Consider the following 26,960-nt stretch of genomic DNA (forward strand, 5'->3'; position numbering starts at 1 on the left):
ACGATGCGACGGTGGCGGAATTGGTAGACGCGCTAGCTTCAGGTGCTAGTGTCCGCAAGGACGTGAGGGTTCAAGTCCCTCCCCTCGCACCAATCGTTTTTCGATTGGATTGCGTATACTTCAGGTATTGGGGTATCGCCAAGCGGTAAGGCAACGGGTTTTGATCCCGTCATTCCCAGGTTCGAATCCTGGTACCCCAGCCACTCTTTCAAAAGCTCGCCAATGGCGGGCTTTTTTTGTAGTTAGCCTATTCAACCAAGATTTAACCTAGAATCTTTGCCACAAAAAAGCCCGCATTCAGCAGGCTTTATTTGAGGTAGAAAATACCAGTTTTCTATAGCCCCATGCGTACTTCAGCACTTGTTCTTTTATCGGGCCGCTGTTTTCCGCAAACTTCATACCGATATTTCGCAGTAACTTCAGCGGGCCAATATCGTTACTGAACCCAGCATAAAAAACATCCATTCCGGTTTGCATCAACAAATTATCGGTGCGTCGCCGACGCGTGTAATTTTCGAGAACCTGATTGTCACGCCACCGCTCACCTGCTGCGGCCACTTCATCAAGCAGTGCATCAACGTCTTTGAACCCCAGATTTACGCCTTGTCCGGCCAAAGGGTTGATGGTGTGCGCCGCATCGCCGAGTATCACAACCTGATGGTGATGGTAGCGCTGTGCATGCCGACGGGTGAGCGGAAACGCCCCTTTGTTGATGACAGTAATCTCCCCCAGCTCTTGAGGGAAATAAGTCACAATTTGCTGTTTCAAAGCAGTATTATCCATGGCTGTCAGCTCACGAATGCGCTCTGGGCTGTCATACCAGACCAGCGACGCCTGATGACCCGGCAAAGGAAGAAATGAACGCGGTCCGCTTGGGGTAAACCACTGCCATGTGACGTCTTGCTGAGGCAATTCCGTTTCAACATTGACCAACATGCAGTGCTGGCGGTAATCCCACGCGGTGACACCGATTTTGGCGTAATCCCTGACCCGACTGTTCGCACCATCTGCGCCGACTAATAACGCCGCATGCAGTTCACTGCCATTGTCGAGTACAACCTTATGACCGCTTTCGGTCCCAGAAAACGATGTTATGGTGTGGGGACAATACAAGGTTAACCCTTCCTGCGATTCACAGGCTTGCCAAAACCCCAGTTGAATCAATCGATTTTCAACGATAAAACCCAAGTGATCTAATTCGATATTGTCATTGCTGAAACGGATACGACAGTCTTCATGTTCCCATGTTTCTAATCGGCGATAGGGACACAAACGCATACTTCGGATACTGTCCCAAACTTTCAGAGAGTTCAGTAGTTCAACCGATGCCGGAGAGATTGCTGAGACCCGCAGATCCATGGGTTGGTTTGCGTCAAAAGGTTCAGGCGCTATGCGCTCGACCAGGGCGACAGTTTTACCCTGTCTGGCGAGTCCGAGCGCCGTCGCAGCCCCCACCATACCGCCGCCGACAACAATGATGTCATATTGCTTCATTCATTCTTTTCCTAAACTGCTGACAGACTTATTTTCATCATAAACCTTACCAACAAAGTACCTGAGTGCATTCTAACGTCTTGAAACACGAAAGCGACCTTTCCAGATCAATGGAAAGCAGAAATTACAGTCGCTAATTGAATAGAACGTGATCTGGTCAGCCTTGATGTAAAACAGTACAATACGCGGCTTGCTAAGGCTATGCTCAGTCAAAGACGACGTGATAGCCGTAAAGCAGAAAGAATTTCGGCGTTTCATCACCCCTGTCTGATAACAGTCGCGTGATGGAAACTGACCGGTGCGATAAATCTAATGTGAGCATACGTTACATGGCAAAGAAACTGCTGATCAAAACCTGGGGCTGCCAGATGAACGAGTACGATTCATCAAAAATGGCTGACTTGCTTAACGCGGCTGGCGGCTACGAGCTGACCGAAGAGGCGGGAGAGGCGGATGTACTGCTTCTTAATACCTGTTCTATCCGTGAAAAAGCGCAGGAGAAAGTCTTTCACCAACTCGGTCGCTGGAAGAACTTAAAAGATCAGAAGCCCGGCGTGGTGATCGGTGTGGGTGGTTGTGTTGCTACTCAGGAAGGCGATCATATCCGTGAGCGTGCACCCTTTGTTGACGTTATCTTCGGCCCACAGACCCTTCACCGCTTGCCTGAAATGATCAAGCAATCGCGCGAAGATGACGCGCCGGTGATGGATATATCCTTCCCAGAAATCGAAAAATTCGACCGTCTGCCAGAGCCACGCGCTGAAGGCCCAACGGCATTCGTTTCTATCATGGAAGGCTGTTCTAAATATTGTACCTTCTGTGTCGTCCCTTACACGCGTGGTGAGGAAGTCAGCCGCCCATTAGACGATGTCTTATTTGAGATTGCCCAGCTGGCAGAGCAAGGCGTTCGTGAAGTAAACCTTCTGGGTCAGAACGTTAACGCCTTCCGTGGTGAAATGCATGATGGTGACATTTGCTCATTTGCAGAACTGCTTCGTTACGTTGCCGCCATTGATGGTATCGACCGTATTCGCTACACCACCAGCCACCCAATTGAGTTCACCGACGACATTGTCGAGGTGTACCGCGATACACCCGAAGTGGTTAGTTTCCTGCACTTGCCCGTGCAAAGTGGCTCAGACCGTATTCTGACAATGATGAAACGCCCACATACTGCGATCGAATACAAATCCAAGATCCGTAAGTTGCGTGAAGCACGTCCAGAGATCGCTATCAGCTCTGACTTCATCGTAGGCTTCCCGGGTGAAACTGCGGCAGACTTTGAAGCAACCATGAAGCTTATCCGCGACGTTGATTTCGATATGAGCTTCAGCTTTGTGTATTCACCGCGTCCGGGTACACCCGCCGCTGACATGCCGGACGATACGCCAGAGCAAGACAAGAAAGAGCGCCTGTACGAACTTCAGCAGCAGATAAACAGTCAGGCAATGCGTTATTCACGCCAAATGCTGGCTACCGAGCAACGTATTCTGGTAGAAGGACCATCTCGTAAGAATCTGATGGAGCTTCGCGGACGTACTGAAAACAACCGAGTGGTTAACTTTGAAGGCTCGGTAGATTTGATCGGACAGTTCGTTGATGTAAAAATCACCGAAGTGATGCCTAATTCACTGCGTGGTGAATTGGTAAGAACTGAGAAAGACATGAACCTGCGGGTCGCTGTTTCACCTGCGGAAATGATGGCCAAAACGCGCAAGGAAGATGAACTTGGCGTTGGCGTGTATACTCCTTAATAGGAATAGGACAGCCGTAACGGCCTAAACCGACAGTTGCTGGTGAAATTACTTGCCAGCAACCATTGCGAGGATAGCGTTGAACAAAATTATAACCCTAGAAGTATCGCTGGAACCTGCCGATAACACACGACTGGCAAGCCTGTGCGGACCTTTTGATGACAATATCAAGCAACTCGAACGCCGTCTTGGCGTAGAAATCAACCATCGCAGCCATCATTTTTCCGTCGTAGGAAAAGCGCACACTGCTACCGCTGCCATCGACATTCTTAAATCCCTGTATGTTGAGACTGCGCCGGTAAAAGGCAATTTTCCTGACTTAGAGCCTGAACAGGTTCACCTAGCGATCAAAGAATCCGGTGTGCTTGAGCAAAGCACAGAGTCATCCATCCCTTATGGTAAAGAAATCAACATCAAGACCAAAAAGGGTGTGATCAAGCCGCGTACGCCAAACCAGGCACAATACATCAGCAACATGATCACGCATGACATCACGTTTGGTATTGGTCCTGCAGGTACAGGTAAAACGTACCTGGCGGTCGCTGCCGCTGTTGATGCGCTTGAGCGTCAGGAAATTCGTCGCATCCTGCTGACACGTCCTGCTGTGGAAGCAGGTGAAAAGCTTGGCTTCCTGCCGGGTGATCTCAGTCAGAAAGTCGACCCCTACTTGAGACCGCTCTATGATGCGTTGTTCGAAATGCTGGGCTTTGAGCGTGTAGAGAAACTGATTGAACGCAACGTGATTGAAGTAGCACCGCTTGCTACATGCGTGGGCGGACGCTCAACGATGCCTTTATTATTCTCGACGAAAGCCAAAACACCACAGTCGAGCAAATGAAGATGTTTCTGACGCGTATTGGTTTCAATAGCCGAGCAGTGATTACAGGCGATGTTACTCAGATAGACTTGCCGAGAAACACCCGTTCAGGCCTGCGTCATGCGATTGAAGTGCTTGCCGAAGTGAATGAGATCAGCTTCAACTTCTTCCAAGCAGATGACGTGGTTCGTCATCCTGTTGTCGCACGTATCGTTCAAGCTTATGACGTCTGGGAAGCTGAAGATGCCAGAGCGCGCAAAGAAGCGGAGAAACGCCGCCGTCAGGAGCGAGAGCAATCTTTGAATGCATCGCAACAAAGCGCACCAACAGAAGAGAAACAACCGTAAATGACGTATTTCCTTGACCTTCAGGTTGCCACATCAGACACCGACAACCTGCCGACTGAAACACAGCTGACGCAATGGTTTGAACAGGCTATCAAGCCTTTTCGCCAACAAGCTGAAGTCACAGTACGGATTGTTGATGAGTTTGAAAGCCAGACACTCAACCGAGATTATCGAGGCAAAGATAAGCCAACCAATGTGTTGTCTTTTCCATTTGATGCCCATCCGGGCATCGAACTGGATTTGCTCGGTGATCTTGTTGTTTGTCGTCAGGTTGTCGAACGCGAGGCAAAGGAACAAAACAAGGAACTGTTTGCCCACTGGGCCCACATGGTTGTACATGGCAGTCTGCATCTGCTAGGTTATGATCATATTGACGATCAAGAAGCGGAAGAAATGGAATCGCTTGAAGTCACCGTCATGGATGAACTTGGATTTCCTAACCCTTACGCTGAAGATGTCGTATAAATTGACTTTGTAAAGAACTGATGAACGAAGACAACTCACAAAGCTCTGAAGGTCCGAGTAGAAAGACCTTCTTCGAACGATTAGGCCAGATCTTTCAGGGAGAGCCGAAAGACAGGCAGGAATTGGTTGATGTATTCCGCGACTCAGAGCAAAACGCGCTGATTGACGAGGAAACCCGAGGCATGCTGGAAGGCGTTATGCAGATCAGCGAAATGCGTATCCGGGACATCATGATACCCCGTTCGCAGATGGTGACCATAGAGCGCTCCCAACCTCTCGAAGAAATTATCTCCACCATTATCGATGCGCAGCACTCGCGCTATCCGGTGATCAGTGACGACAAGGATCATGTTGAGGGCATTCTGCTCGCAAAAGATCTGCTCCGTTACCTTCGTCCGGACAGTGATGAGTTCGATATGGACAAAGTCCTGCGACCTGCAGACTTGGTGCCTGAAAGTAAGCGTGTTGACCGCCTTCTCAAAGAGTTCCAGGAAGAACGCTACCACATGTCGGTTGTTGTCGACGAGTTCGGTGGTGTATCAGGCTTGGTGACCATTGAAGACATTCTGGAAGAAATCGTCGGTGAAATTGAGGATGAATATGACGATGAGGACGAGCAGGAAATCCGCCGCCTCAGCAAGCATACGTTCTCGGTAAAAGCACTGACCACTCTGGAAGACTTCAACGAGAAGTTTGGCTCAAACTTCAAAGATGATGATGTCGATACGATAGGTGGATTGTCATGACCAGCTTTGGGCATTTACCAGCCCGAGGCGAGGAAGTGGACATCGATAACTTCCACTTCAAAGTGACCGCAGCAGACAGTCGACGCATCATTCAGTTACAGGTTACTATTCCTGACATCACAACCGAAGAGACAGCGTAAGCACAGATATGCTCTCAACAATAAATAAACTTAAACGGCCCATTGTGGCCGTTTTTTCTGGCGCTTTTGCCACGCTTGGCTTTGCTCCCTATAACATCTGGCCAGCCACAATCCTTGCCCTCATATGCCTGCTATTGGTGCTTCATAGACAAACGGCCAAAGACGCAGCAATGCTGGGGCTTTTATGGGGCCTTGGACACTTTGGGACAGGAATAGCCTGGGTCTATGAGGTTATCTATCACTTCGGTGGCCTGCCGCTCCCTGTTGGCCTTTCGCTTATTGGCTTGCTGATTTTTTACTTGTCTCTCTATCCGTCTCTTTTTGCCTATGTCCTACGGCGTTTTCCGCATTTACCCGACACCCTTTCATTGTTGATTTTTGCTCCCGCTCTTTGGCTGGTTGTCGATTGGTTACGAGGCTGGATACTCACGGGCTTCCCTTGGCTTTGGCCGGGGTACAGCCAGATAGACAGCCCATTAGCATCGCTTGCGCCTTTACTGGGTGTTCAAGGTATAACGCTGGCAATGATGCTGATCGCTGGCGCTTGTGTATTGTTGATAACGCAAAAACGTGCGGTTTTCCTTGCACCAATTGTTGTCGTTATTGTCGGAGCTTTCGGGCTTGGTAAGGTCGAATGGGTAGCACCCGTCACCGAGAAGCCCGTTAAAATTGCAATGATACAAGGCAACATCCCGCAGAAACTGAAGTGGCTACCGAGCCAGCGCTGGCCAACCCTGCTGAGCTATCAAGACATGACACGGCAAAACTGGGATGCTGATATTGTCATCTGGCCAGAAGCTGCCATACCCGCGCTTGAGAGAGATGTACCTGATTTTCTCTCACGCATTGATGCAGCGGCACGTTACAACAATACGGCATTGGTGACTGGTGTCCTCGACCAACATAAAGATGGCCGTTACTTTAACAACGTTGTTACGTTGGGCAGTAATGGCACGACAAGTTACGCATACCCAGCAAAAGAGGTGTATAGCAAGCATCACCTATTGGTTTTCGGTGAGTTTGTCCCGTTTGAGGAATGGCTGCGCCCTCTCGCACCCTTTTTCAATCTGGCGATGTCTTCTTTCACACCAGGGGAATACATTCAGCCCAATCTCAATGCAGCAGGTTATAAGCTCGCGACAGCACTCTGCTACGAAATACTCTTCCATCAGCAGGTCCGAGCCAATATTCACGAGGACACAGATTTCATCCTAACTCTATCAAACGACGCATGGTTTGGTAAATCTATCGGCCCACACCAGCATCTGGAGATAGCAAGGATGCGGGCACTGGAGAATGGTAAGCCAGTGCTAAGAGCGACCAACACAGGTCTTACGGCAGCTATCGACTACAAAGGCAATATTCAGGAAGAGATCCCGCAGTTTGAGAAGACTTTCCTGCGTGCTGATGTACTGACGACAAAAGGTGAAACACCCTATACCCGTATCGGCGAATGGCCCCTGAATATCTGGGTCGCGCTATGCATGGGCATTGTGTTGCTATCTACGATGAAGCGACGCAATAAAGACAAAGCCGGGCAGCAATAAAGGTAAGGCGCATAAGCAACATTTCGCGCAAATTGTTGTCAACATATTGACTGGCAATGCGAAACTTACGTCACGGAGGACAAACAATGCAAAGCCTACGAATGATAAAGATCCTGTTTGCGCTGATATTTATCAGCATCTTATCGGGGTGTGTAAGCAGCAGCGCGCAAAAACCCGCACTGGTCTCCGAGGCTGAAACGACGCTTGAGAGCTTCAAGCGCTTTCCAGAGCTCACTCCGTTTTTTGAGCATGCCTACGGTTATGCGGTTTTTCCTTCCGTCGGAAAAGGAGCTTTCTGGGTTGGCGGTGCTTACGGCAAGGGAATTGTTTATAAAAAACACGTAGCGGTTGCAAAAACTGAATTAAAGCAAGTCTCGGTCGGCTTTGCGTTTGGCGGTCAGGCATTCAGTGAAATCTTGTTCTTCGAAAACGCGAAGACATTTGACGATTTCATGTCAGGGTCAATGGCATTGAGTGCCCAAGCCTCAGCATCAGTGCTGACGGAGGGCGCTGCTGCCTCAGCAGGTACGCAAGGTGTTACTGCAGGCTCAAGTGTTCACGAATATAAAGCGAGATACGTTAATGGCACTGCCGTCTTTACCCAGAATAAAGGCGGACTGATGGTCGAGGCGGCTATCGCGGGTCAACATTTTGAAATAAAAGATCTCTGATTCTTTATCTCTACTTTCTTGGCATCAATGTCGACAATGACTTAAAAAAGAGCAGACATTTTCATGTCCGCTCTTTTTTCCTTTCCATGCACGAAGAGATTTTATGCTGGGTAAGTGTGACGACTGAAAAAACGATTACCACAATTGACGCAGGTCGGTAGCACGCCAACATGGTTATGACGTGTTTGATTACCGCACTTCTCACACTCTAAAATGCCAAGGCCAACCACTTCACCCGCTTCATAAATCCCGTGATGTTTAATGTCATCAAAGATCTCTGTCCATTCAAGCTGGGTCTTGTCTGTTATCTCAGCAAGCTGTTCCCACAGCGAGTCTTTCACCAATTCTGTAAAGACATCAGGCTGTTCTGATGACTCTTCGTATTGGCTGCCGAACTCCTGCACATCGCGTTTGAAATAAGACTGAATCAAAGCCAGTTCATCCTGAGTCATCTCTCTGGCTGCTGACACGTATCTTTCGGTTAATGCCACCCATCGCTCTAATTCATCAGGTGTGTGTTCGAGGGCGTCTTTTACACGCTCAACAAGTACCTGATATTCCGGTTTTTGGTCTGACATGGCCTCCCCCTGCATTCAAGTGTTGTTGCTGCTTCTGCCTTTAGTTATTCTATGTCGATTAGTCTGGAACTATATAAACCTATCTCACAATTTCCCGGATGTCATCGATGCAAGAACAATACCGTCCACAGGACATTGAGCCATCAGTTCAGTCTGAATGGGCCAACAAGAAAACTTTCGAAGTAAAAGAAGACGCTAACAAAGAAAAATTTTACTGTCTTTCCATGTTCCCTTACCCAAGTGGCCGTCTCCACATGGGGCATGTGCGTAACTATGCTATCGGTGACGTCATAGCGCGCTATCAGCGCCTGCAAGGTAAAAATGTCATGCACCTATCGGCTGGGATGCTTTTGGTCTGCCTGCAGAGAATGCAGCGGTAAAAAACAATGTTGCTCCTGCACCTTGGACTTACGAGAACATCGATTACATGAAGAACCAGCTGAAAATGCTGGGCTTTGGCTATGACTGGGACCGTGAATTTGCGACCTGTACGCCGGAATATTACCGCTGGGAACAAGAGTTTTTCACCAAGCTTTACGAAAAAGGGCTGGTTTACAAAAAAACGTCATCCGTCAACTGGTGTCCGAACGACGAAACCGTACTAGCCAACGAGCAGGTTGAAGATGGCTGCTGCTGGCGTTGTGACACGCCTGTCGAACAAAAAGAAATTCCACAGTGGTTTGTAAAAATCACCGCCTACGCACAAGAGCTTCTTGATGACATCGATAATCTGGATGGCTGGCCTGATCAGGTTAAAACCATGCAACGTAACTGGATTGGTCGCTCTGAAGGTGTCGAACTCAAGTTTGAAGTGAAAGGTCAAAACGATCTGGAAGTTTACACTACCCGCCCTGACACCCTGATGGGTGTGACTTACGTGGGGATTGCAGCAGGCCACCCTCTGGCCGCCATTGCAGCGGAAAATAATCCAATGCTTGCTGCATTTGTTGACGAATGTAAAAACACCAAGGTTGCTGAAGCTGAGCTGGCGACCATGGAGAAGAAGGGCATGGATACCGGTCTGACTGCTATCCATCCGTTAAACGGCCGTGAAGTACCTGTGTTTGTCGCTAACTTCGTTCTGATGGATTACGGCACAGGTGCGGTCATGGCAGTACCGGGCCACGACCAACGTGACTATGAGTTCGCAACCAAGTATGGCATCGCCATTGAAGGCGTGATCAAGCCTGCTGATGGTAGCGAGTTGGATATCTCTGAAGCGGCATATACCGAAAAAGGCGTTCTGTTTAACTCAGGAGAGTTTGACGGACTGAACTTCGAAGACGCCTTTGATGCGATTGCCGCCAAGCTGGAATCAGAAGGCAAAGGTAATAAGACGGTTAACTTCCGCCTGCGTGACTGGGGTGTATCACGTCAGCGTTATTGGGGTTCGCCAATCCCAATGGTGACGACAGAAGACGGTGAAGTACATCCAGTCCCTGCTGACCAACTTCCAGTCATCCTGCCTGAAGACGTCGTGATGGACGGCGTAACCAGCCCAATCAAATCAGATAAAAGCTGGGCGCAGACCACATTTAATGGTCAACCTGCACTTCGCGAGACGGACACCTTTGATACCTTCATGGAATCATCATGGTACTACGCACGTTTCTGCTCTCCCAAAGCTGACCAGATGCTGGATTCTGATGCAGCAAACTATTGGTTGCCTGTTGACCAATATGTCGGTGGTATCGAGCATGCTTGTATGCACCTGCTATACGCACGTTTCTTCCACAAGCTACTGCGTGATACCGGAATGGTCAACAGCGATGAGCCCTTCAAGCGTCTGATGTGTCAGGGCATGGTGCTGAGTGATGCCTATTACTACACCAATGAAAAAGGTGCCAAGGTATGGGTTTCACCGACTGAGGTTACCGTTCAACGCGATCAGAAAGGTAAAATCACCAGTGCGGTTGATAAAGACGGCAAAGAAGTTGTTCACTCCGGTATGACCAAAATGTCGAAGTCGAAGAACAACGGTATCGACCCACAGGTGATGATCGATAAGTACGGTGCAGATACGGTTCGCCTGTTCATGATGTTCGCTTCTCCTGCTGACATGACGCTTGAGTGGCAAGAGTCTGGTGTTGAAGGTGCAAACCGTTTCCTTAAGCGTGTATGGAAGCTTGTCTTCGAACACACAGCGAAAGGCGACGCGCCAGCACTGGATATCGCATCACTTAATGGCAATCAAAAAGCGCTACGTCGCAATGTTCACAAAACCATTGCCAAGGTGAGCGATGATATTGGCCGCCGTCAGACATTCAACACGGCGATTGCCGCTGTAATGGAATTGATGAACAGCCTGAACAAAGCGCCACAGGAGTCTGATAACGACCGTGCGATTCTGGAAGAAGCGTTGAAAGCGATCACCCTGATGCTGCACCCAATCACGCCACACGTATGCTTCAAAATGTGGGAAGCGCTGGGTCAGAGCAACATCGATGACGCTGCGTGGCCAGAAGCAGACAAAGATGCCATGGTTGAAGACGAGAAACTGATCATCGTTCAGGTTAACGGCAAGCTGCGTGCGAAAATCACAGTTGCTGCCGATGCCGCTGAAGATGCCGTGAAAGACATGGCACAGACAGACGAGAATGTCGTCAAATTTACTGACGGCAAAACTGTGCGTAAAGTCATATACGTACCGGGTAAACTGGTCAACATCGTTGCCAACTAAAGGGAGTCTCCGGTGAATTCGATTTTTCGTTCACTTCGGAGCCTGATAGTCGTGGTGGTCGCTCTGACCACCGCGTCTTGCGGATTCCACCTGCGAGGCAGCTACAACCTTCCTCCTGAGCTTGATAAGCTCTCTGTCACCAGCTTCGACCAGTACGGGCCGCTTACCCGTGAAATGCGCTACCTTTTGCAAGAGCATGGTATCAAATTGACGCTGCCCGCAAGCAACATCACCAACCTGCATCTGATCAGCGAAAGCTACGGCGAGCGAACACTGTCTTTGTATCAAAGCAGCCGGGTGGCGGAAAAAGCCTTTACCTACACTGCCCGCTACAGTGTGACAGTACCGGGCAAAGGTAATTACAACTTTTCGGCATCGCTCAATAGAAGTTATCTCGACAACCCGCTGACTGCACTGGCAAAGTCTGTCGAGCAAGATATGTTGGCCGCTGAACTAAGAACCGAAGCGACCAAACAAATGATGCGCCAACTGACACGTATTAAAACGTACGTCGAAGAATACGAGAAAAAGCAGGCCGCTGAGGAAATGATTGAGAAGATCCAAAACGAAGGTCAGGATGGATCAATCACGATAAAAAACCGCTTTGAAGGGAAAGATGACAGTGTTCTTTTACCTGAGCTATTCAAAAGCGGTGATGATGGTGATAACTCGAAATGAGAACCTACCCAGAACAGCTTCCACAACGCTTAATGCAAGGCTTGGTGGGTAATTACCTTATTTTCGGTAACGAGCCGCTCCTTAAGCAGGAGAGCGCGGAAGCTGTCATTCAAAAAGGAAAGTCGGAGGGATTTGAAGAAGTTCATCGATTTTCTGTTGATGCTCAGCTCAATTGGAATGATGTCTACGACTCTTGTCAGGCAATGAGCCTGTTTTCAGCCCGTCAGATCATCATTCTCAACTTGCCCGATAACGCCTTAACGACCAGTCAGGCTAATTCCCTGAAGGAACTCCAGCCCCTGCTTCATCAAGATATATTGCTTATTCTTGATGGCCCGAGATTAAACAAAAAGCAGGAGTCAGCAAAATGGTTCACTTTGTTTGCCAATCAAGGCACCTATGTTCCCTGCAATACACCAGACCAGCGGCAATTACCCAAGTTTGTCGAGAATCGATGCCATGCACTCGGCCTGAAGCCAGACCATGAATCCGTCATGATGCTATCGCAATGGCATGAAGGTAACTTAATGGCGCTTGCCCAAAGTTTGATGAAATTGCAGCTGCTATTTCCAGATGGCAATCTGACCCTACCTCGGCTTCAAGAGAGCTTATCGAGGCATAACCACTTCACGCCCTTCCAGCTGACAGATGCCATGATTGAGGGCAAGCCCAAGCGGGTGGTCAACATTCTGAGGCAATTTGAGGGAGAAGGCGTTGAAATCACCATCTTGCTTCGAGTGATCCAAAAAGAATTGGTCCAGCTTTGCAAAATGCAGGAGTACGGACAAAATGGCATGCCGTTGGGTAAGATATTTGATCATTTCAAAGTCTGGCAAGCGCGAAGACCACCATTAACCTCGGCCTTACATCGACTGACGTTGCCGAAGCTAATGATACTTCTTGGCAAACTCAACGACATTGAACTGATGGTGAAGACTGACTACGGCAGTCAACCATGGAGCCTGTTAGCAGAGTTTTGTATTCTGTTTTCCAACCCCGTTAGCCAACAGAGATAGCTCAGTTACTGAGCCAATAATTAACTCTGGTTATTTTACACCTTTCCAATGTTATACTTTTGCGCTCTGCCACATTGAAGGTGGCGGAGAATGGCTATTATTACTATTTCGACCCTTTGAGAGGTAACTTTTGCTTTCAGAACAGCTTCAACATTTTGTCGCCGACAAAGCCGACGACATGAAAGCCGCAGACATTGTCACACTTGATGTAAGAGACACATCCAGCCTTACTGATTATATGGTTCTATGTACCGGAAACTCTAAACGCCATGTTGCTTCTATTGCTGACCATGTTGCCGAAGAGGCCAAAGCAGCAGAAGTCGGGCTACTTGGTATGGAAGGCCAACGCGAAGGCGAGTGGGTCGTTTTGGACTTAGGGAACGTGATGGTTCACGTGATGCAGGAAGAACAGCGGGAACTTTACCAGCTGGAAAAACTCTGGAACTAAGTCAATGAAAATTCAACTGATTGCCGTTGGCACAAAAATGCCAAAATGGGTTGAAGAAGGCTATAAAGAATACAGTCGGCGTTTTCCGAAAGACATGCCACTTGAATTGATTGAAGTCCCTGCTGGAAAACGCGGAAAAAACGCAGATATTGCGCGTATTTTACAGAAAGAAGGCGAAGCCATGCTAGCTGCCGTCAATCGCGGCAATCGCATTGTTACCTTGGATATTCCGGGTAAACGCTGGGATACCGAACAATTAGCAGGCCAGCTTGAAAGTTGGAAACTCGATGGCCGAGACGTCTCTATCCTAATTGGTGGCCCAGAAGGCCTCGCGCCTGCTTGCAAGGCGGCAGCAGATCAAAGCTGGTCTTTGTCGCCCTTGACGTTGCCCCACCCGCTTGTTCGCGTGGTGATGGCAGAAAGCCTCTACCGTGCGTGGAGCATTACGGCTAATCATCCATACCACAGGGAATAGTGAATGAAACATAAGCGTAGCCCGATACGAGACCACAGGTCTGAATCTGCGCTTTTTTTTCGTCGTGCGGTATTCTCGTTCGGCGTAATTGCTCTTCTTGTTACCTTGCTGACTGTCAACCTTTACGGGTTGCAAGTCAGCGATCATCAGGATTATAAAACCCGCTCAAATGACAACCGAATTAAGGTTGTTCCCATTGCACCGAACCGCGGTCTTATTTATGACCGCAATGGTGTGCTGCTTGCCGAAAATCGTCCTGTTTATTCTCTTGAGCTTATCCCGGAACAAGTCAAAAATATCCCTGAAACCATTGATGCGCTCAGTGAGTTTATCGATATTACGGATAGCAATATTCGTAACTTCAAGAAAGAGAAACGTCGCTCAAGGCGTTTTCAGACAGTCACTCTCAAGAGCCAACTTACTGAACAAGAAGTTGCGCTTTTCTCGGTCAACCAACACAAATTCCCCGGTGTAGAAGTTGAAGGCTACCTTAAACGATACTATCCATTTGGTGATGCACTCACGCACGTGCTTGGCTACGTGGCCAAAATCAACGACAGAGATCTCGACAGACTGGAGCGGGCAGAGCTAACCAATAATTACAAAGCGACTCGTGATATTGGCAAGCTAGGCATTGAGCGCTACTACGAAAATGCGCTTCATGGGCAAGCAGGCTATCAAGAAGTCGAGGTAAACAGTCGCGGCAGAATCATCCGTACACTCAAGTATGTGCCACCAGAGCCGGGGCAAGATCTGGTCCTCAACCTTGATATCGAACTGCAACTCTATGTGCGCGAGTTGCTTGGCAACAACCGTGGCGCGGCAATCGTCTTGGATCCTAAAACATCGGGCGTGTTGGCGATGGTATCAACACCAAGTTACGACCCCAATTTGTTTGTTCATGGTATTTCGCCATCACAATACAACGCGCTGCTGAACGACAAGGATCGTCCTCTGTATAACCGTGCCACTCTGGGAACTTATCCTCCGGCATCGACTGTCAAACCTTTCATCGCTGTCGCAGCGTTGCAGGAAAATGTCATCACCACCAATACCATGCGAAATGATCCTGGCTATTGGCGTTTACCAAATTCGACGACCCGACCCTACCGTGACTGGAAAAAGGGGGGACATGGTCGCGTCGATATCGTCAAGTCAGTGGAAGAGTCTGTCGATACCTTCTTCTATCAAATAGCCTACGACATGGGCATTGACCGCTTGTCACATTGGATGACCATGTTTGGTTTTGGTGAGCGAACGGGTATAGATATTCACGAGGAAAGTCGCGCCAACATGCCAACACGTGAGTGGAAAATGTCCCGTTACCGAAAGCCTTGGTATCAAGGTGACACTATCCCTGTTGGAATTGGACAAGGCTACTGGACAGCGACACCGATGCAAATTGCTAAGGCCGCATCGGTATTGGTCAATCACGGTGTGGTTAACCCCCCTCACCTTGTGAAAGCTTTCATTAGCGAGAAGACAGAAACGCTTAACGCCTCAGAGCCTTATCCGCCTATCGTAGACGTACCTGAGAAATATTGGCTGACAACACTTGAAGGGATGCGTCGAGTCAACCACGGCAAAAAAGGTACCGCTCGATTCTCATTCACCCAATCGTCATATCAGTCAGCGGGCAAAACAGGCACTGCACAGGTATTTGGGCTGGGTGAAAACGAGAAATATGACTCTGAAGAATTGGCCGAGCATTTGATTGACCATGCGTTGTATGTTGGCTTCGCACCGTTTGAGAAACCGGAAGTCATTGTTTCTCTTGTCCTTGAAAACGCAGGCGGCGGTTCATCAAAAGCGGCGCCAGTTGCCCGACAAATTTTTGATCACATTTTGGTGGAAACACCACCACGTAAAGAGGTTAATTGATGAATTCTTTCGCTTCAGCCGGTCAGAAGAAATCTATTTTCGATCGGTTGCATGTGGATGGCCCATTACTACTGGGTATTCTCGCTTTAATGGCGTTCGGACTGATTGTTATGTTCAGTGCCAGTGGTCAGGACGCAGCAATGATCGAACGCCAGATCATTCGAATGGTACTGGCGCTTGGGGTTATGTTCGCGCTGGCTCAGGTCCCACCGAGACACTATGAGTTTTGGGCACCGTATCTTTATATCATCGGTATATTTTTGCTGGTTGCGGTTCTATTGGTGGGCTCAAGCTCAAAAGGTGCGCAACGCTGGCTCGACCTTGGCATTATCCGCTTCCAGCCTTCAGACATTATTCGATTAGCCGTTCCTCTTTTGGTCGCCCGATATATCGGTAAAGATCCTTTGCCACCCAGCCTGAAAAACCTGTTTATTGGCCTAATGCTGGTTGTTGTACCAACCATCCTGATTGCTAAACAGCCTGACCTCGGTACGTCGATACTGATTGCCGCGTCCGGTATTTTTGTCTTGTTCCTCTCGGGCGTCAGTTGGCGAATTATTTTCTCAGCAGGTGCATTGGTTGCCGCATTTGTGCCCATCATGTGGTTCTTCTTGATGCGCGAATACCAGCGAGTACGGGTACGAACACTATTTGATCCAGAGTCTGACCCATTAGGGGCTGGCTATCATATTATTCAGTCCAAAATTGCTATCGGCTCAGGAGGGGTCAGCGGGAAAGGCTGGCTACAAGGTACGCAATCGCAACTTGAGTTTCTGCCTGAGCGACATACAGACTTTATCTTCGCAGTGATCTCAGAAGAGTGGGGTCTAATAGGCGTTTGTTGCCTGCTCGCCATGTATCTCTTCGTTGTAGGACGGGGGCTGATACTGGCTAGCCGCGCTCAAACTGCATTTGGCCGCATGATGGCGGGCAGTATTGTACTGAGCTTCTTCGTTTACGTTTTCGTGAATATCGGCATGGTAAGTGGAATCCTGCCTGTCGTTGGTGTCCCCCTGCCTCTTATCAGTTATGGCGGTACTTCCATGGTTACCCTCATGGCAGGTTTCGGGATCCTGATGTCTATTCATACACACAGAAAAATGCTTTCAAAGGCTTCTTAATGCAAAAACGGATAATTATTTCTGCGCTGATACTGGCGGGCTGCTCATCAGGTGACCGCTACCAAATGTCAAACGACAAAACACCTGAGGCGACGCCCTCACTTGCGCACATTGAAGATGCTGAACCCCGCTATGAAGCCTATAGCCGCGCAGGTAACCGCGACTACACGCTCAACGGTCAACGATATAAAGTGATCAAACCCGACAATGGTTTCAAAGAAGAAGGCCTCGCTTCTTGGTATGGGGAGAAGTTTCACGGCCACTTGACCTCGAACGGTGAAATCTATGACATGTTTTCCATGTCAGCGGCGCACAAAACACTGCCTTTACCTAGCTATGTTCAAGTAGAGAACACAGTGAATGGCAAAAAAGCCATTGTTCGGGTCAACGACCGAGGCCCTTTTCATGAAGGCAGGATCATCGATTTGAGCTATGCCGCCGCTTCTAAACTTGGCGTCCTGAAAACAGGCACAGCACCCGTAAAAATCACATTATTGAAACCCAAAAAGCCGCAAGATGAACTGGAATGGCAAACACTGGTCAAAGAACAGTACTTTGTTCAGTTATTGGCACTCAGTGATAAAAAACGTGCAGAGAAGGCAGCGACGAATTTTTCACGCACTCTTGGACTGCCAACAGCAATAAAAGCCCGAGATGATAAAATATTCGTGGTTAGATTGGGGCCTTTTTCATCGCTTGAAAAAGCACAAAGTGCCAATCAGACAGCCATTAACAAGCAGCTCAAAGGCGCATTTATTGTGACTGAACAACTGGACTCGGCCGCATTGCAGAACTTGAATACGAATCAACAATAACTTGTTGCTCCGATGACTGTCACTGTCAATTTTATTTGCTATAGTGTTGGCAATTTCTGACTTTTGTTACACCTAATAAGTACATTTATCTATGAAAAAATCTTCCCGCTTCTTTACCACCCTGGCGCTATCTGCTGCGATGCTGGGTAGTACTTCTGCGCTTGCTGCTCCCAGTGTTGTTCCTGATGCTCCTCAAATAGCCGCCAAAGGCTACGTACTTATCGATTACCATTCAGGTAAAGTTCTTGCGGGGAATAACGAACACGAAAAACTCAACCCAGCCAGCTTGACTAAAATGATGACCAGTTATGTCATTGGTCAGGAAATTGAGCGAGGTAACATCAGCCTTAACGATGATGTAGTGATCAGCGAAAATGCTTGGGCAAAGAACTTCCCTGGTAGCTCAAAGATGTTTATCGAAGTCGGCACTACTGTCAAAGTGTCCGATCTTAATCGCGGCATTATTATCCAATCAGGTAATGATGCGTGCGTAGCGATGGCTGAACATGTCGCGGGCTCGCAGGATTCCTTTGTTGATCTGATGAATGGTTGGGCGAAGACACTGGGCATGCGTGATACCCATTACACCAATGCACATGGTTTGGATGCAAAAGAGCTGTACTCAACGCCTTATGATCAAGCACTGTTAGGTCAGGCACTTATTCGTGATGTACCGGAAGAGTATGCCATTTACAAAGAGAAGTCTTTCACCTACAACGACATCGTTCAGTACAACCGCAACGGCCTGCTGTGGGACAAAAGCATGAACGTTGATGGCATCAAAACTGGCCATACCGACAAAGCGGGCTATAACCTTGTCAGCTCTGCGACTGAAGGGAAAATGCGCTTAATTGCTGTCGTGATGGGCACCAAAAGCGCGAATGCTCGAAAAGCAGAAAGCAAAAAGCTGCTCAACTACGGCTTCCGTTTCTTTGAAACTGTCTCTCCGCACAAGGCCAACGAAACCTTTGTGACCGAAAGAGTTTGGATGGGCGATACCGATCAGGTCGCACTGGGTGTTGCCGAAGATACTTATGTCACCTTACCTCGCGGTAAAGTACAGGATCTTAAAGCCAGCTTTGTCCTTGAGAAAAATCCAGAAGCCCCTATTAGCAAGGGCGATGTGGTAGGAAAACTCTTCTATCAGGTAGACGGTAAAGACATTGCTGAATATCCGCTGGTTGCGCTGAACGACGTAAAAGAAGGTGGACTGTTCAGCCGTATGATTGACTACATCATCCTGCTGTTTAAGAGTCTTTTCTAACAGGCAAGCGGTCACTGAATATCAAAACCACCCTGCCGGGTGGTTTTTTGATCTTATTGCTCAGAATGCAGCCAGAGATGACAGCTTAATGTTTTTTACCTCGCGATAATGTAACTCTGCGAGCAACCCATCACTCAATGCCTCAGCACCTGCCCATTATCTGTTCGTTTGGTATAGTGAAGTGCAAATTCTTACGAATGACACACATCAACTGAACGTTAATTACCATGAATAAAGCATCGAAAACTTTCAGCGCTATCGCATTGTCACTCGTGGTTTCAGGCAGTGTTCATGCTGCACCGAGTGTAATTCCAGATCCTCCTAACGTTGCCGCAAAAGGCTATATCCTAATGGACTACCATTCAGGAGAAATCCTTGCTGCAAGCAATGAAAATGAAAGACTTAAACCTGCCAGCCTGACAAAAATGATGACCAGTTACGTCATCGGGCAGGAAGTATCACGTGGAAACATTAGTCTTGATGACGATGTCGTTATCAGTGAAAACGCCTGGGCACGTAACTTCCCAGGTAGCTCAAAAATGTATATCGAGGTGGGTAAAACAGTAAAAGTTGCCGACCTTAACCGCGGTATCATTATCCAGTCAGGTAATGATGCGTGTGTAGCCATGGCTGAGCACGTGGCTGGCTCTGAGGATTCTTTTGTCGGATTGATGAATGGATGGGCAAAAACCCTAGGTATGGAGAATACCCATTTCACCAACTCCCATGGCCTCGACAGCAAGAATATCTACTCAACGCCTTACGATCTGGCGCTCCTCAGTCAGGCGCTTATTCGTGATGTGCCGGAAGAGTATGCCATTTATAAAGAAAAAGCGTTCTCGTTTAATAACATCCCACAATACAACCGCAACGGCTTGTTGTGGGATAAAAGCCTGAACGTTGATGGCATTAAAACAGGACATACCGATGGTGCGGGCTATAACCTCGTCAGCTCTGCGACAGAGGGTAGAATGCGCCTGATTTCAGTTGTCATGGGCACCCAAAGTACCAACGCGAGAAAGGCAGAGAGTAAGAAACTCCTGAACTACGGGTTCCGCTTCTTCGACACTGTCTCTCCGCATAAAGCCGCTGATACCTTTGCCAGTGAGCGCGTATGGATGGGGGACAAAGAAAATATTGCGCTAGGCGTGGCTCAAGATACCTTTGTCACTGTCCACAGAGGTAAAGTCAAAAACCTCAAATCAAACTTCAAACTCCATCAAACACTGGAAGCACCGCTCAAAAAGGGCGATGTCGTCGGCACACTTTACTATCAACTTGACGATGACGATATCGCCGATTTTCCGCTGATCGCGCTTGAAGATATTGAAGAAGGCGGCTTTTTTACCCGCATGAAAGACACTGTTATTTTGTTTGTAAAAGGCTTGTTCTAAACCCAACGAAATAAGGGGGCCTTGCTCATACGCAAGGCCCTTCAAAATGGTTAACATTGACCTGATGGCATTATCCGGGCAACTCCATAACGACTAACCTTGTTTTCTGACACTTGTCGCATTAATATTCACAGCAATTCGCCCCAGTGCGACAATCTGTCACTGTTACAACCATGCCTCGGCGTGGTCTGCCGGAGTAGAGATGCAAGAGCAACCAAAACTTAAAGATCTGTTGGAGTTTCCTTGTAAATTCACTTACAAGGTCATGGGCTATGCGAAGCCAGAGCTACCTGAACGGGTGCTTGAGGTCATACAGCGTCATGCACCAGGTGATTACACTCCGACTATCAAACCAAGCGGCAAAGGTACCTACAATTCAGTATCTGTTTCAATTACAGCAACCTCTATCGAGCAGGTTGAAACCCTCTATAAAGAGCTGGGTGAAATCGACATCGTTCGTATGGTGCTGTAAACCCGCAACGCAACGTAATTAGACTAAAGACGGCTGTTTATTCAGCCGTCTGTCGTTATAATAGGCATCGAATGCAGGATGCACATCCAGAGCACTGCTTATTGCCGGATGTTTATAAAGCAGGTGACAAATTGCCGTTGAAACGCCTTATTATCCGCCAGCTGGGCCTACAGCCATACAAAAATACTTTTGACGCAATGCATGACTTCACTGCGGAGAGAGACAGCGATACCTGTGATGAAATCTGGTTCGTTGAGCATGAACCCGTATTTACTCAAGGTCAGGCAGGTAAAGCAGAACACCTTCTGAACACTGGCGATATTCCCGTTGTTCAAAGCGATCGGGGCGGTCAGGTAACGTACCATGGTCCCGGACAACAAGTCGTTTACGTACTCATTGATCTCAAACGCCGCAAGCTCGGTGTCAGAGAGTTAGTAACGCACATTGAGAATACTGTTGTTGATACCCTTTCACACTTTGGTATCTCATCGAGTGCCCGCCCAGATGCACCCGGCGTTTATGTCGGTGACAATAAAATTTGTTCGCTGGGCCTCAGGATCCGCCGAGGCTGTTCATTTCATGGTCTTGCCTTGAACATCAATATGGATCTCGCGCCATTTCTCAGAATTAACCCGTGTGGCTATGCAGGCATGGCCATGACGCAAACCGTCGATTTGGGTGGCCCTTCAAACCTAAGTGAAGTGCAACCCGTATTAATTGATAAACTGATTTCGCATCTCGGATCTAATGAGGTGGAAACCTTAATGGAAAGCAACAAATCATGAGCAAACCTATCCAGATGGAACGCGGTGTCAAGTACCGCGACGCAGACAAAATGGCGCTCATTCCCGTCAAGAATGTGCCCGCGGAGCAGAAACAAATGCTGCGCAAGCCAGAGTGGATGAAGATCAAGCTGCCTTCTGACAGCAAACGCATTCAAGAGATTAAGTCTGCACTTCGCAAGAACAAGCTTCACTCGGTGTGTGAAGAAGCATCTTGTCCGAATCTTGCAGAGTGCTTCAACCACGGTACAGCGACATTCATGATTCTGGGTGCTATCTGTACACGTCGGTGTCCCTTCTGTGATGTCGCCCATGGACGCCCACTGGCTCCTGATGCTGAAGAGCCAACCAAACTGGCTAAAACCATTGCGGACATGAAGCTCAAATACGTGGTGATCACCTCCGTTGACCGTGATGACCTGCGTGATGGCGGTGCACAGCATTTTTCCGACTGTAACCGTGAAATCCGTGCATTAAACCCGAATATCCGCATCGAAACACTGGTACCCGACTTTCGCGGCCGTATGGATAAAGCACTGGAGATCCTCAAAGACAATCCACCCGATGTATTCAACCATAATCTGGAAACCGCACCTCGCCTTTACCGTAAAGCACGTCCAGGCGCTAACTATAAGTGGTCTTTGGAGCTGCTGAAGAAGTTTGGCGAAATGCACCCAGATGTACCAACTAAATCAGGTCTGATGATGGGCCTTGGTGAGACAAAAGAAGAAATTGTTGAAGTACTGAAAGACCTTCGCGCACACGGTGTCACCATGCTAACGCTCGGTCAGTACCTGGCACCAAGCCGCCACCACTTGCCGGTTGAGCGTTACGTGCCGCCTGAAGAGTTTGATGAGCTGAAAGAAATCGCTCTCGAGCTTGGTTTTACTCACGCAGCATGCGGTCCTTTTGTTCGTTCGTCCTATCACGCCGACTTGCAGGCACAAGGCGTCGAAATAAAATAAATGCTCAACAAAAAAGGCGCCAGTGGCGCCTTTTTCCTTTCTAATACTCACGTATTTAACTAAGGACGTGGCAAATAGTCCGCTTTGCCTACCCACTTATACGTTGTCAGCTCTTCCAGCCCCATCGGGCCTCTCGCATGCAACTTCTGCGTCGATACTGCCACTTCTGCACCCAATCCAAATTGGGCCCCGTCGGTAAAGCGTGTTGACGCATTCACATAAACGGCCGCTGAGCCAGCTCCATTAATGAACGCTTCTGCTGCCGCCAAGTCATTAGTTAATATCGCATCTGAGTGGCTGGCATTATGCTCTCTCATATGGGTCAGGGCTTCCTGAACATCATCAACAATAGCAACGCCTAGGGTGTTACTCAGCCATTCGGTATCAAAATCCTGCTCCCCTGCCGCACGGACATCATTGGCACTTTGCAACATTGGCATCGCTTCGTCTGTCGCAACAAGGGATACCTTTTGTTCATTCAGAACAGGAACTAAGGAAGCAAGTAACGACGCGGCAACGTCTCGATGTACCAGCAACGTATCAAGCGCATTACAAGCTGACGGACGCTGAATTTTTGAGTTAACGATAACGTCCGGAGCACGCTGTAAATCAGCGCTACTATCAACATACAAGTGGCTAATTCCAAAGCCGCCAATGATGACGGGGATCGTGCTGTTTTGTTTGCACATCTGGTGCAAGCCTGCGCCACCGCGCGGGATGATCATGTCGACGTACTGGTCGAGTTTGAGCAGTTCAGAAACCAGCTCTCTATCTGGCTTTTCAATGTATTGTACCGATGCCGCTGGCAAGCCTGTTTTTTCCAGTGCGGTCTGAATGACTTTCACCAGTTCCATGTTGGAGTGAAACGTTTCTTTACCTCCACGCAGGATACTGGCATTACCTGTTTTCAGACACAGAGACGCAATATCGATAGTGACGTTAGGACGCGCCTCATAAATCACACCGATAACGCCAATCGGCTCTCGGCGACGGCTCAGCGTCATCCCATTCTCGAGAACTCTGCAGTCAATTTCACTGCCTACGGGGTCATCTAACGATATGACGTTTCTGACATCAGCGATAATACCTTCAAGGCGCGCTTCGTTGAGCAAAAGGCGATCTAGCATTGCTTCCGGCAACCCTGCCTTGCGCCCTGCTTCAATGTCCTTGTGGTTAGCGGCTAGAATCGCGGCCTGATTGTCAGCAAGTTCGTCAGCAATCACTGACAAAGCGTTATTCTTCTGTGCCGTTGGCGCTGTCGCCAGAGCATAAGCAGCGTCTTTCGCTGCCCGCCCCATATCGTTAAGACTCATTGTTGTCCCTGCTTGTCCTGTACTGTTAATCAATTACAACCAAATCATCGCGGTGGATAGCCACCGGACCATACTCATAGCCGAGTATGCTCGAAATATCCTGACTGTGTCTGCCTGAAATCTGGGTCAGGTCTTTACTTGAATAGCGGCAAATCCCCCGAGCAAGCAACTTTCCTTTGGTATCACAGATTCTCGCTACCGCTCCGCGATCAAACTGGCCAGTTACCTTCGTGATCCCTTTTGCCAACAGGCTGCTGCCTCTTTGCATTACCGCGTTCGCCGCTCCTTCATCAATACAAATATCTCCTTCAGGAGGAGGCCCCGCAAGGATCCATTTTTTGCGGCTTTCGAGTGGTGAAGCCAAAGGTAAAAAGCGGGTTCCGGCAGGTTTGTTGTCTGCCAAATGCTCAATCACCTCAGGGCGGCTTCCCGCAGCGATAGTCACTTCAATACCCGCCCGACGCGCCACATCTGCGGCTTGAAGTTTTGTCGCCATACCGCCAGTACCTAAACCACTGACACTGCCGCCAGCCAGTTTGTGGAGCGTTTCGTCGATGGTATGCACTTCGCGGATCAGCTCGGCATTGGGGTTTGAACGCGGATCAGCGGTAAACAGGCCGGGCTGGTCTGTAAGAAGCAGAAGCTTGTCAGCTTCTGCTAAAATAGCCACCAGCGCCGACAGGTTGTCGTTATCGCCGACTTTGATTTCACTCGTAGCAACCGCATCATTTTCGTTCACAACAGGCACTATTCCATTATCGAGCAGCGCATGAAGCATGTCGCGGGCGTTGAGGTAGCGCTCCCTGTCATGAAGATCAGCACGGGTTAGCAACATTTGCCCAATATGGATGCCATAAATACTGAAAAGGTTCTCCCACGATTGAATCAGGCTGCTTTGACCTACCGCTGCTAGCATTTGCTTGTTAGCAACGGTGTCAGCAAGTTTTGGGTGGCCTAAGTGCTCACGACCCGCAGCAATCGCGCCTGACGTCACGATGATCACTTTGTGTCCATCACGCATCAAATGTGCACATTGGCGAACTAATTCGACTAAGTGAGCTTTATCTAATCGGAGAGAGCCACCAGTCAGTACACTGGTACCGAGCTTGACGACGATAGTTTGGGAAGACGACTTTTTGTCTGTTGCTTTGTTCACTGACCCTGCCCTGGGATTAATTATGATGTTTATATAATCAATCTTTTAACAATCCCAGAGCAAGATCACAAGTAAAAGCGGAGATTCCTTATTAAACTGATGGCAAATCAGGCCTTACCACCAAGTTTAGGGTGAGGAAGTTGAGAGGATGGCGTTACCGCAAGGTTAAGCTCTTTTTCCACAAAATCAGTCAGTTTGGTATAAAAGCTTTCTAACGTCGCCACTACTTCTTGCTGAGATTTTGCAGGTACGGAGCCCTTAACCCAATCACCTTTGTCATCAAATTTTCCAAATTCATAGGTGTAATCAAACCCACCCTCACGCGCACTCAGTTCCAACCACCAGCCCCAGAACTCGCGTTCATCCGGTGCTTTCTTGGCGTTAACGCATGCCGACAAGCAATCAAAAAAGTAGGTATCTGGATTAGACTTTTTTTGTCTAAGATACGGACCCAGAGCAGCGAAACGGGTTATCAGTCTTCCATGAGATAAAATTACTGTTTCTTCAGCCATAGTAAGCTCCCCAACAGTTTGTTAATTTAATTTTTGTTATGAGTACTATGGGTATATCACGCGATGTATGAAATTGCGTTGCTCTGGGTTCTCTCTGGGCTGTTGATCATCTGACTATCGATATTTAGATGAGGTTGATCACAGGTATTTTGCAAACCAATCTACAGATTCACGTATAGCCCTGTCATAGCCATCATGTAAGGGTTTGTCTGGCAAAATCATAGCTTTGCCGCCCTGACTGTACATCGCGACTAACCGGCTATCGGCCTCAGGGCATACGGGATCATTTTTCATGCTCACCGCCAGAACAGGGACTTTCGTTCGACGCCCTGCCAGTAGTCCCTGATTTTTTAATGACAATGCCTGCAAAGCGGTAAGCAAGGTGCCGGAGACCAGACGGCGTCCCATTCTCGAAGCCAGCATATCGAGATGCATGGAAGGCACAGACTGAAGTTTCTTACTATCGGTCAAAATGCTATGTACGATACCACCGAGAGACACACAAGCTTTCACACTGTCGGGTTCAATGAAGGCCATACGCACTGCGGCGTTAGCGCCAAAACGCATGCCCATAAAACCCACTCTGTGGTGATCAACCAAGGCACCTTCGGCAAGTGACGAAGAAGCGACTGATGCAGACAACTGCTGTCTTGCGATAATGGATGATCAGAACTGTAACCGACCGAAGGCATGTCAATTGTCAGCAGTGCTAGCCCTTTGTCAGCAAAGTAATTAACGAACAGCCACCATAAATCTGTCTGAAGTGTTTCAAGACCGCCGCTCACCACGACAACAGGTAAAGGTGAGTAGGTATGCGGCAAATAAAGCATGCCCTTTACGTCTTTCCCTGCGTGCTTGAACTCAACGACTTTAGTTTTTAGAGGCAGATTGTCTATCGCCTGATGAAATGACTGCTTGGCCATGATTTCAGCCTGTGCCGCCAGGCTGTCGCCTTTTAAGTGCGGATAGGCAGCAATACCGAAGTGGGTGGACGCTTTCAGCCAAAGATCAGCCGCCCTTTTCTTCTCGCCAGCCTCATAACACATTTGTGCTTTTTTCTGATAGGCCATACCGCTGGTTGACCACTCATATACCAGTTACCGGGTCTATAACCAATCACAGTATCGAGCAATTTTTCGTCGGTTCTCTGCTGAGAAGAAGCGGCAATGCGTGACAAGGTGGCTTCCATGTCTATCGGATCGACCCCTTGCCAGATCCATTGTGGCCTGCGCAACACACGATACCATGATGATTCACTGCTGCCGTCAATCGCCGTACTGACTTTACCTGTTCGCTTGTCTGTGCCGACAATAGAAGAGGTTTCTCGTGCGTGTCGATGCTGAGTGAAGAGTTGTTCTGAAAGGTTAACGGAGTGCGCCTCTGACAACCTGGCCTCCCGGTGGATGTTCGTGTTTCCGATAGTGTAATT

The 26,960-nt window shown here is 48.5% G+C and carries 21 protein-coding genes, 2 tRNA genes and 4 pseudogenes; 21 read left to right on the plus strand and 6 right to left on the minus strand.

Features of this window, described 5'->3' with window-relative positions; all coding sequences use genetic code 11:
- Positions 1-5 precede the first annotated feature (5 nt).
- Together CS022_RS11115 and CS022_RS11120 are read left to right on the plus strand one after the other, a co-directional pair.
- Positions 6-92 (plus strand) — tRNA-Leu (locus tag CS022_RS11115).
- 36 nt (positions 93-128) lie between these two features.
- Positions 129-203 (plus strand) — tRNA-Gln (locus CS022_RS11120).
- A gap of 94 nt (positions 204-297) precedes the next feature.
- On the opposite strand, the gene CS022_RS11125 is transcribed toward CS022_RS11120, so the two are convergent.
- On the minus strand, positions 298-1,494 hold the full coding sequence (locus CS022_RS11125; protein WP_129122335.1) for a 2-octaprenyl-3-methyl-6-methoxy-1,4-benzoquinol hydroxylase: 1,197 nt from the start codon (positions 1,492-1,494) through the stop codon (positions 298-300).
- 329 nt (positions 1,495-1,823) lie between these two features.
- On the opposite strand from CS022_RS11125, the gene miaB reads away from it, so the two are divergent.
- The 6 genes and pseudogenes from miaB to CS022_RS11155 all read left to right on the plus strand — a co-directional run bounded on the left by miaB (position 1,824) and on the right by CS022_RS11155 (position 7,981).
- Positions 1,824-3,248, plus strand: a complete 1,425-nt coding sequence (gene miaB / locus CS022_RS11130; protein ID WP_129122336.1) for a tRNA (N6-isopentenyl adenosine(37)-C2)-methylthiotransferase MiaB — start codon at positions 1,824-1,826, stop codon at positions 3,246-3,248.
- Between the two features lie 79 nt (positions 3,249-3,327).
- A pseudogene (locus CS022_RS11135) lies at positions 3,328-4,412 on the plus strand (PhoH family protein).
- Positions 4,413-4,877, plus strand: coding sequence for an rRNA maturation RNase YbeY (ybeY, locus tag CS022_RS11140; RefSeq protein ID WP_129122337.1), 465 nt, complete (start codon positions 4,413-4,415; stop codon positions 4,875-4,877).
- 20 nt (positions 4,878-4,897) lie between these two features.
- A pseudogene (gene corC / locus CS022_RS11145) lies at positions 4,898-5,763 on the plus strand (CNNM family magnesium/cobalt transport protein CorC).
- Between the two features lie 8 nt (positions 5,764-5,771).
- Entirely contained in the window at positions 5,772-7,310 is a 1,539-nt protein-coding gene (gene lnt / locus CS022_RS11150) for an apolipoprotein N-acyltransferase (protein WP_129122338.1), read from the plus strand.
- A gap of 86 nt (positions 7,311-7,396) precedes the next feature.
- Positions 7,397-7,981, plus strand: coding sequence for a lipid-binding SYLF domain-containing protein (locus CS022_RS11155; RefSeq protein WP_129122339.1), 585 nt, complete (start codon positions 7,397-7,399; stop codon positions 7,979-7,981).
- Between the two features lie 101 nt (positions 7,982-8,082).
- Here CS022_RS11155 and CS022_RS11160 read toward each other — a convergent pair whose 3' ends face one another.
- Positions 8,083-8,559, minus strand: coding sequence for a zinc ribbon-containing protein (locus tag CS022_RS11160; protein ID WP_129122340.1), 477 nt, complete (start codon positions 8,557-8,559; stop codon positions 8,083-8,085).
- Between the two features lie 107 nt (positions 8,560-8,666).
- Here CS022_RS11160 and leuS point away from each other — a divergent pair.
- From leuS to lipA, 13 genes and pseudogenes are all read left to right on the plus strand, one after another.
- Positions 8,667-11,239 (plus strand): annotated as a pseudogene (gene leuS / locus CS022_RS11165) (leucine--tRNA ligase).
- A gap of 12 nt (positions 11,240-11,251) precedes the next feature.
- Complete coding sequence (locus CS022_RS11170) at positions 11,252-11,917, plus strand: LPS-assembly lipoprotein LptE (RefSeq protein WP_129122341.1); 666 nt, start codon at positions 11,252-11,254, stop codon at positions 11,915-11,917.
- Entirely contained in the window at positions 11,914-12,933 is a 1,020-nt protein-coding gene (holA, locus tag CS022_RS11175; protein WP_129122342.1) for a DNA polymerase III subunit delta, read from the plus strand. The genes CS022_RS11170 and holA overlap by 4 nt, the downstream gene beginning before the upstream one ends.
- A 130-nt stretch (positions 12,934-13,063) precedes the next feature.
- Positions 13,064-13,381, plus strand: a complete 318-nt coding sequence (rsfS, locus tag CS022_RS11180; RefSeq protein ID WP_129122343.1) for a ribosome silencing factor — start codon at positions 13,064-13,066, stop codon at positions 13,379-13,381.
- Between the two features lie 4 nt (positions 13,382-13,385).
- On the plus strand, positions 13,386-13,856 hold the full coding sequence (gene rlmH, locus CS022_RS11185; protein ID WP_129122344.1) for a 23S rRNA (pseudouridine(1915)-N(3))-methyltransferase RlmH: 471 nt from the start codon (positions 13,386-13,388) through the stop codon (positions 13,854-13,856).
- A gap of 3 nt (positions 13,857-13,859) precedes the next feature.
- Entirely contained in the window at positions 13,860-15,737 is a 1,878-nt protein-coding gene (gene mrdA / locus CS022_RS11190; RefSeq protein ID WP_129122345.1) for a penicillin-binding protein 2, read from the plus strand.
- Positions 15,737-16,858, plus strand: coding sequence for a peptidoglycan glycosyltransferase MrdB (gene mrdB, locus CS022_RS11195; RefSeq protein WP_129122346.1), 1,122 nt, complete (start codon positions 15,737-15,739; stop codon positions 16,856-16,858). Before mrdA ends, mrdB begins: the two co-directional genes overlap by 1 nt.
- Entirely contained in the window at positions 16,858-17,673 is an 816-nt protein-coding gene (locus tag CS022_RS11200) for a septal ring lytic transglycosylase RlpA family protein (RefSeq protein WP_129122347.1), read from the plus strand. The genes mrdB and CS022_RS11200 overlap by 1 nt, the downstream gene beginning before the upstream one ends.
- A gap of 91 nt (positions 17,674-17,764) precedes the next feature.
- Positions 17,765-18,937, plus strand: coding sequence for a serine hydrolase (locus CS022_RS11205; RefSeq protein ID WP_129122348.1), 1,173 nt, complete (start codon positions 17,765-17,767; stop codon positions 18,935-18,937).
- A 227-nt stretch (positions 18,938-19,164) separates the two neighbouring features.
- Positions 19,165-20,331, plus strand: coding sequence for a serine hydrolase (locus CS022_RS11210; RefSeq protein ID WP_129122349.1), 1,167 nt, complete (start codon positions 19,165-19,167; stop codon positions 20,329-20,331).
- A gap of 202 nt (positions 20,332-20,533) precedes the next feature.
- On the plus strand, positions 20,534-20,803 hold the full coding sequence (ybeD, locus tag CS022_RS11215) for a DUF493 family protein YbeD (RefSeq protein WP_129122350.1): 270 nt from the start codon (positions 20,534-20,536) through the stop codon (positions 20,801-20,803).
- 197 nt (positions 20,804-21,000) lie between these two features.
- Positions 21,001-21,588 carry a lipoyl(octanoyl) transferase LipB gene (gene lipB / locus CS022_RS11220; RefSeq protein ID WP_235869478.1) on the plus strand — a complete coding sequence of 196 codons (588 nt, stop codon included), beginning with the start codon at positions 21,001-21,003 and terminating at the stop codon, positions 21,586-21,588.
- Entirely contained in the window at positions 21,585-22,550 is a 966-nt protein-coding gene (gene lipA / locus CS022_RS11225) for a lipoyl synthase (protein WP_129122351.1), read from the plus strand. The genes lipB and lipA overlap by 4 nt, the downstream gene beginning before the upstream one ends.
- 59 nt (positions 22,551-22,609) lie before the next feature.
- Here lipA and CS022_RS11230 read toward each other — a convergent pair whose 3' ends face one another.
- From CS022_RS11230 to frsA, 4 genes and pseudogenes are all read right to left on the minus strand, one after another.
- Positions 22,610-23,863, minus strand: a complete 1,254-nt coding sequence (locus CS022_RS11230; RefSeq protein ID WP_129122352.1) for a glutamate-5-semialdehyde dehydrogenase — start codon at positions 23,861-23,863, stop codon at positions 22,610-22,612.
- Positions 23,864-23,888: 25 nt separating this feature from the next.
- Positions 23,889-25,019: a glutamate 5-kinase gene (gene proB / locus CS022_RS11235; RefSeq protein WP_129122353.1), complete on the minus strand. Its 1,131-nt coding sequence runs from the start codon at positions 25,017-25,019 to the stop codon at positions 23,889-23,891.
- Between the two features lie 107 nt (positions 25,020-25,126).
- A complete protein-coding gene (gene crl / locus CS022_RS11240) occupies positions 25,127-25,531 on the minus strand; it encodes a sigma factor-binding protein Crl (protein WP_129122354.1) in 405 nt (134 codons plus the stop codon).
- Between the two features lie 138 nt (positions 25,532-25,669).
- Positions 25,670-26,918: pseudogene (gene frsA, locus CS022_RS11245) on the minus strand (esterase FrsA).
- Between the last annotated feature and the right edge of the window lie 42 nt (positions 26,919-26,960).

This window comes from Veronia nyctiphanis, from assembly GCF_004116385.1.
Lineage (GTDB): Bacteria > Pseudomonadota > Gammaproteobacteria > Enterobacterales > Vibrionaceae > Veronia > Veronia nyctiphanis.

Excerpts from the sequence above, each read along its gene's own strand:
- CS022_RS11125 (WP_129122335.1), bottom strand. The coding sequence starts at position 1,494 with ATGAAGCAATATGACATCATTGTTGTCGGCGGCGGTATGGTGGGGGCT.
- miaB (WP_129122336.1), top strand. The coding sequence starts at position 1,824 with ATGGCAAAGAAACTGCTGATCAAAACCTGGGGCTGCCAGATGAACGAG.
- ybeY (WP_129122337.1), top strand. The coding sequence starts at position 4,413 with ATGACGTATTTCCTTGACCTTCAGGTTGCCACATCAGACACCGACAAC.
- lnt (WP_129122338.1), top strand. The coding sequence starts at position 5,772 with ATGCTCTCAACAATAAATAAACTTAAACGGCCCATTGTGGCCGTTTTT.
- CS022_RS11155 (WP_129122339.1), top strand. The coding sequence starts at position 7,397 with ATGCAAAGCCTACGAATGATAAAGATCCTGTTTGCGCTGATATTTATC.
- CS022_RS11160 (WP_129122340.1), bottom strand. The coding sequence starts at position 8,559 with ATGTCAGACCAAAAACCGGAATATCAGGTACTTGTTGAGCGTGTAAAA.
- holA (WP_129122342.1), top strand. The coding sequence starts at position 11,914 with ATGAGAACCTACCCAGAACAGCTTCCACAACGCTTAATGCAAGGCTTG.
- rlmH (WP_129122344.1), top strand. The coding sequence starts at position 13,386 with ATGAAAATTCAACTGATTGCCGTTGGCACAAAAATGCCAAAATGGGTT.
- mrdA (WP_129122345.1), top strand. The coding sequence starts at position 13,860 with ATGAAACATAAGCGTAGCCCGATACGAGACCACAGGTCTGAATCTGCG.
- mrdB (WP_129122346.1), top strand. The coding sequence starts at position 15,737 with ATGAATTCTTTCGCTTCAGCCGGTCAGAAGAAATCTATTTTCGATCGG.
- CS022_RS11200 (WP_129122347.1), top strand. The coding sequence starts at position 16,858 with ATGCAAAAACGGATAATTATTTCTGCGCTGATACTGGCGGGCTGCTCA.
- CS022_RS11205 (WP_129122348.1), top strand. The coding sequence starts at position 17,765 with ATGAAAAAATCTTCCCGCTTCTTTACCACCCTGGCGCTATCTGCTGCG.
- CS022_RS11210 (WP_129122349.1), top strand. The coding sequence starts at position 19,165 with ATGAATAAAGCATCGAAAACTTTCAGCGCTATCGCATTGTCACTCGTG.
- ybeD (WP_129122350.1), top strand. The coding sequence starts at position 20,534 with ATGCAAGAGCAACCAAAACTTAAAGATCTGTTGGAGTTTCCTTGTAAA.
- lipB (WP_235869478.1), top strand. The coding sequence starts at position 21,001 with ATGCATGACTTCACTGCGGAGAGAGACAGCGATACCTGTGATGAAATC.
- lipA (WP_129122351.1), top strand. The coding sequence starts at position 21,585 with ATGAGCAAACCTATCCAGATGGAACGCGGTGTCAAGTACCGCGACGCA.
- CS022_RS11230 (WP_129122352.1), bottom strand. The coding sequence starts at position 23,863 with ATGAGTCTTAACGATATGGGGCGGGCAGCGAAAGACGCTGCTTATGCT.
- crl (WP_129122354.1), bottom strand. The coding sequence starts at position 25,531 with ATGGCTGAAGAAACAGTAATTTTATCTCATGGAAGACTGATAACCCGT.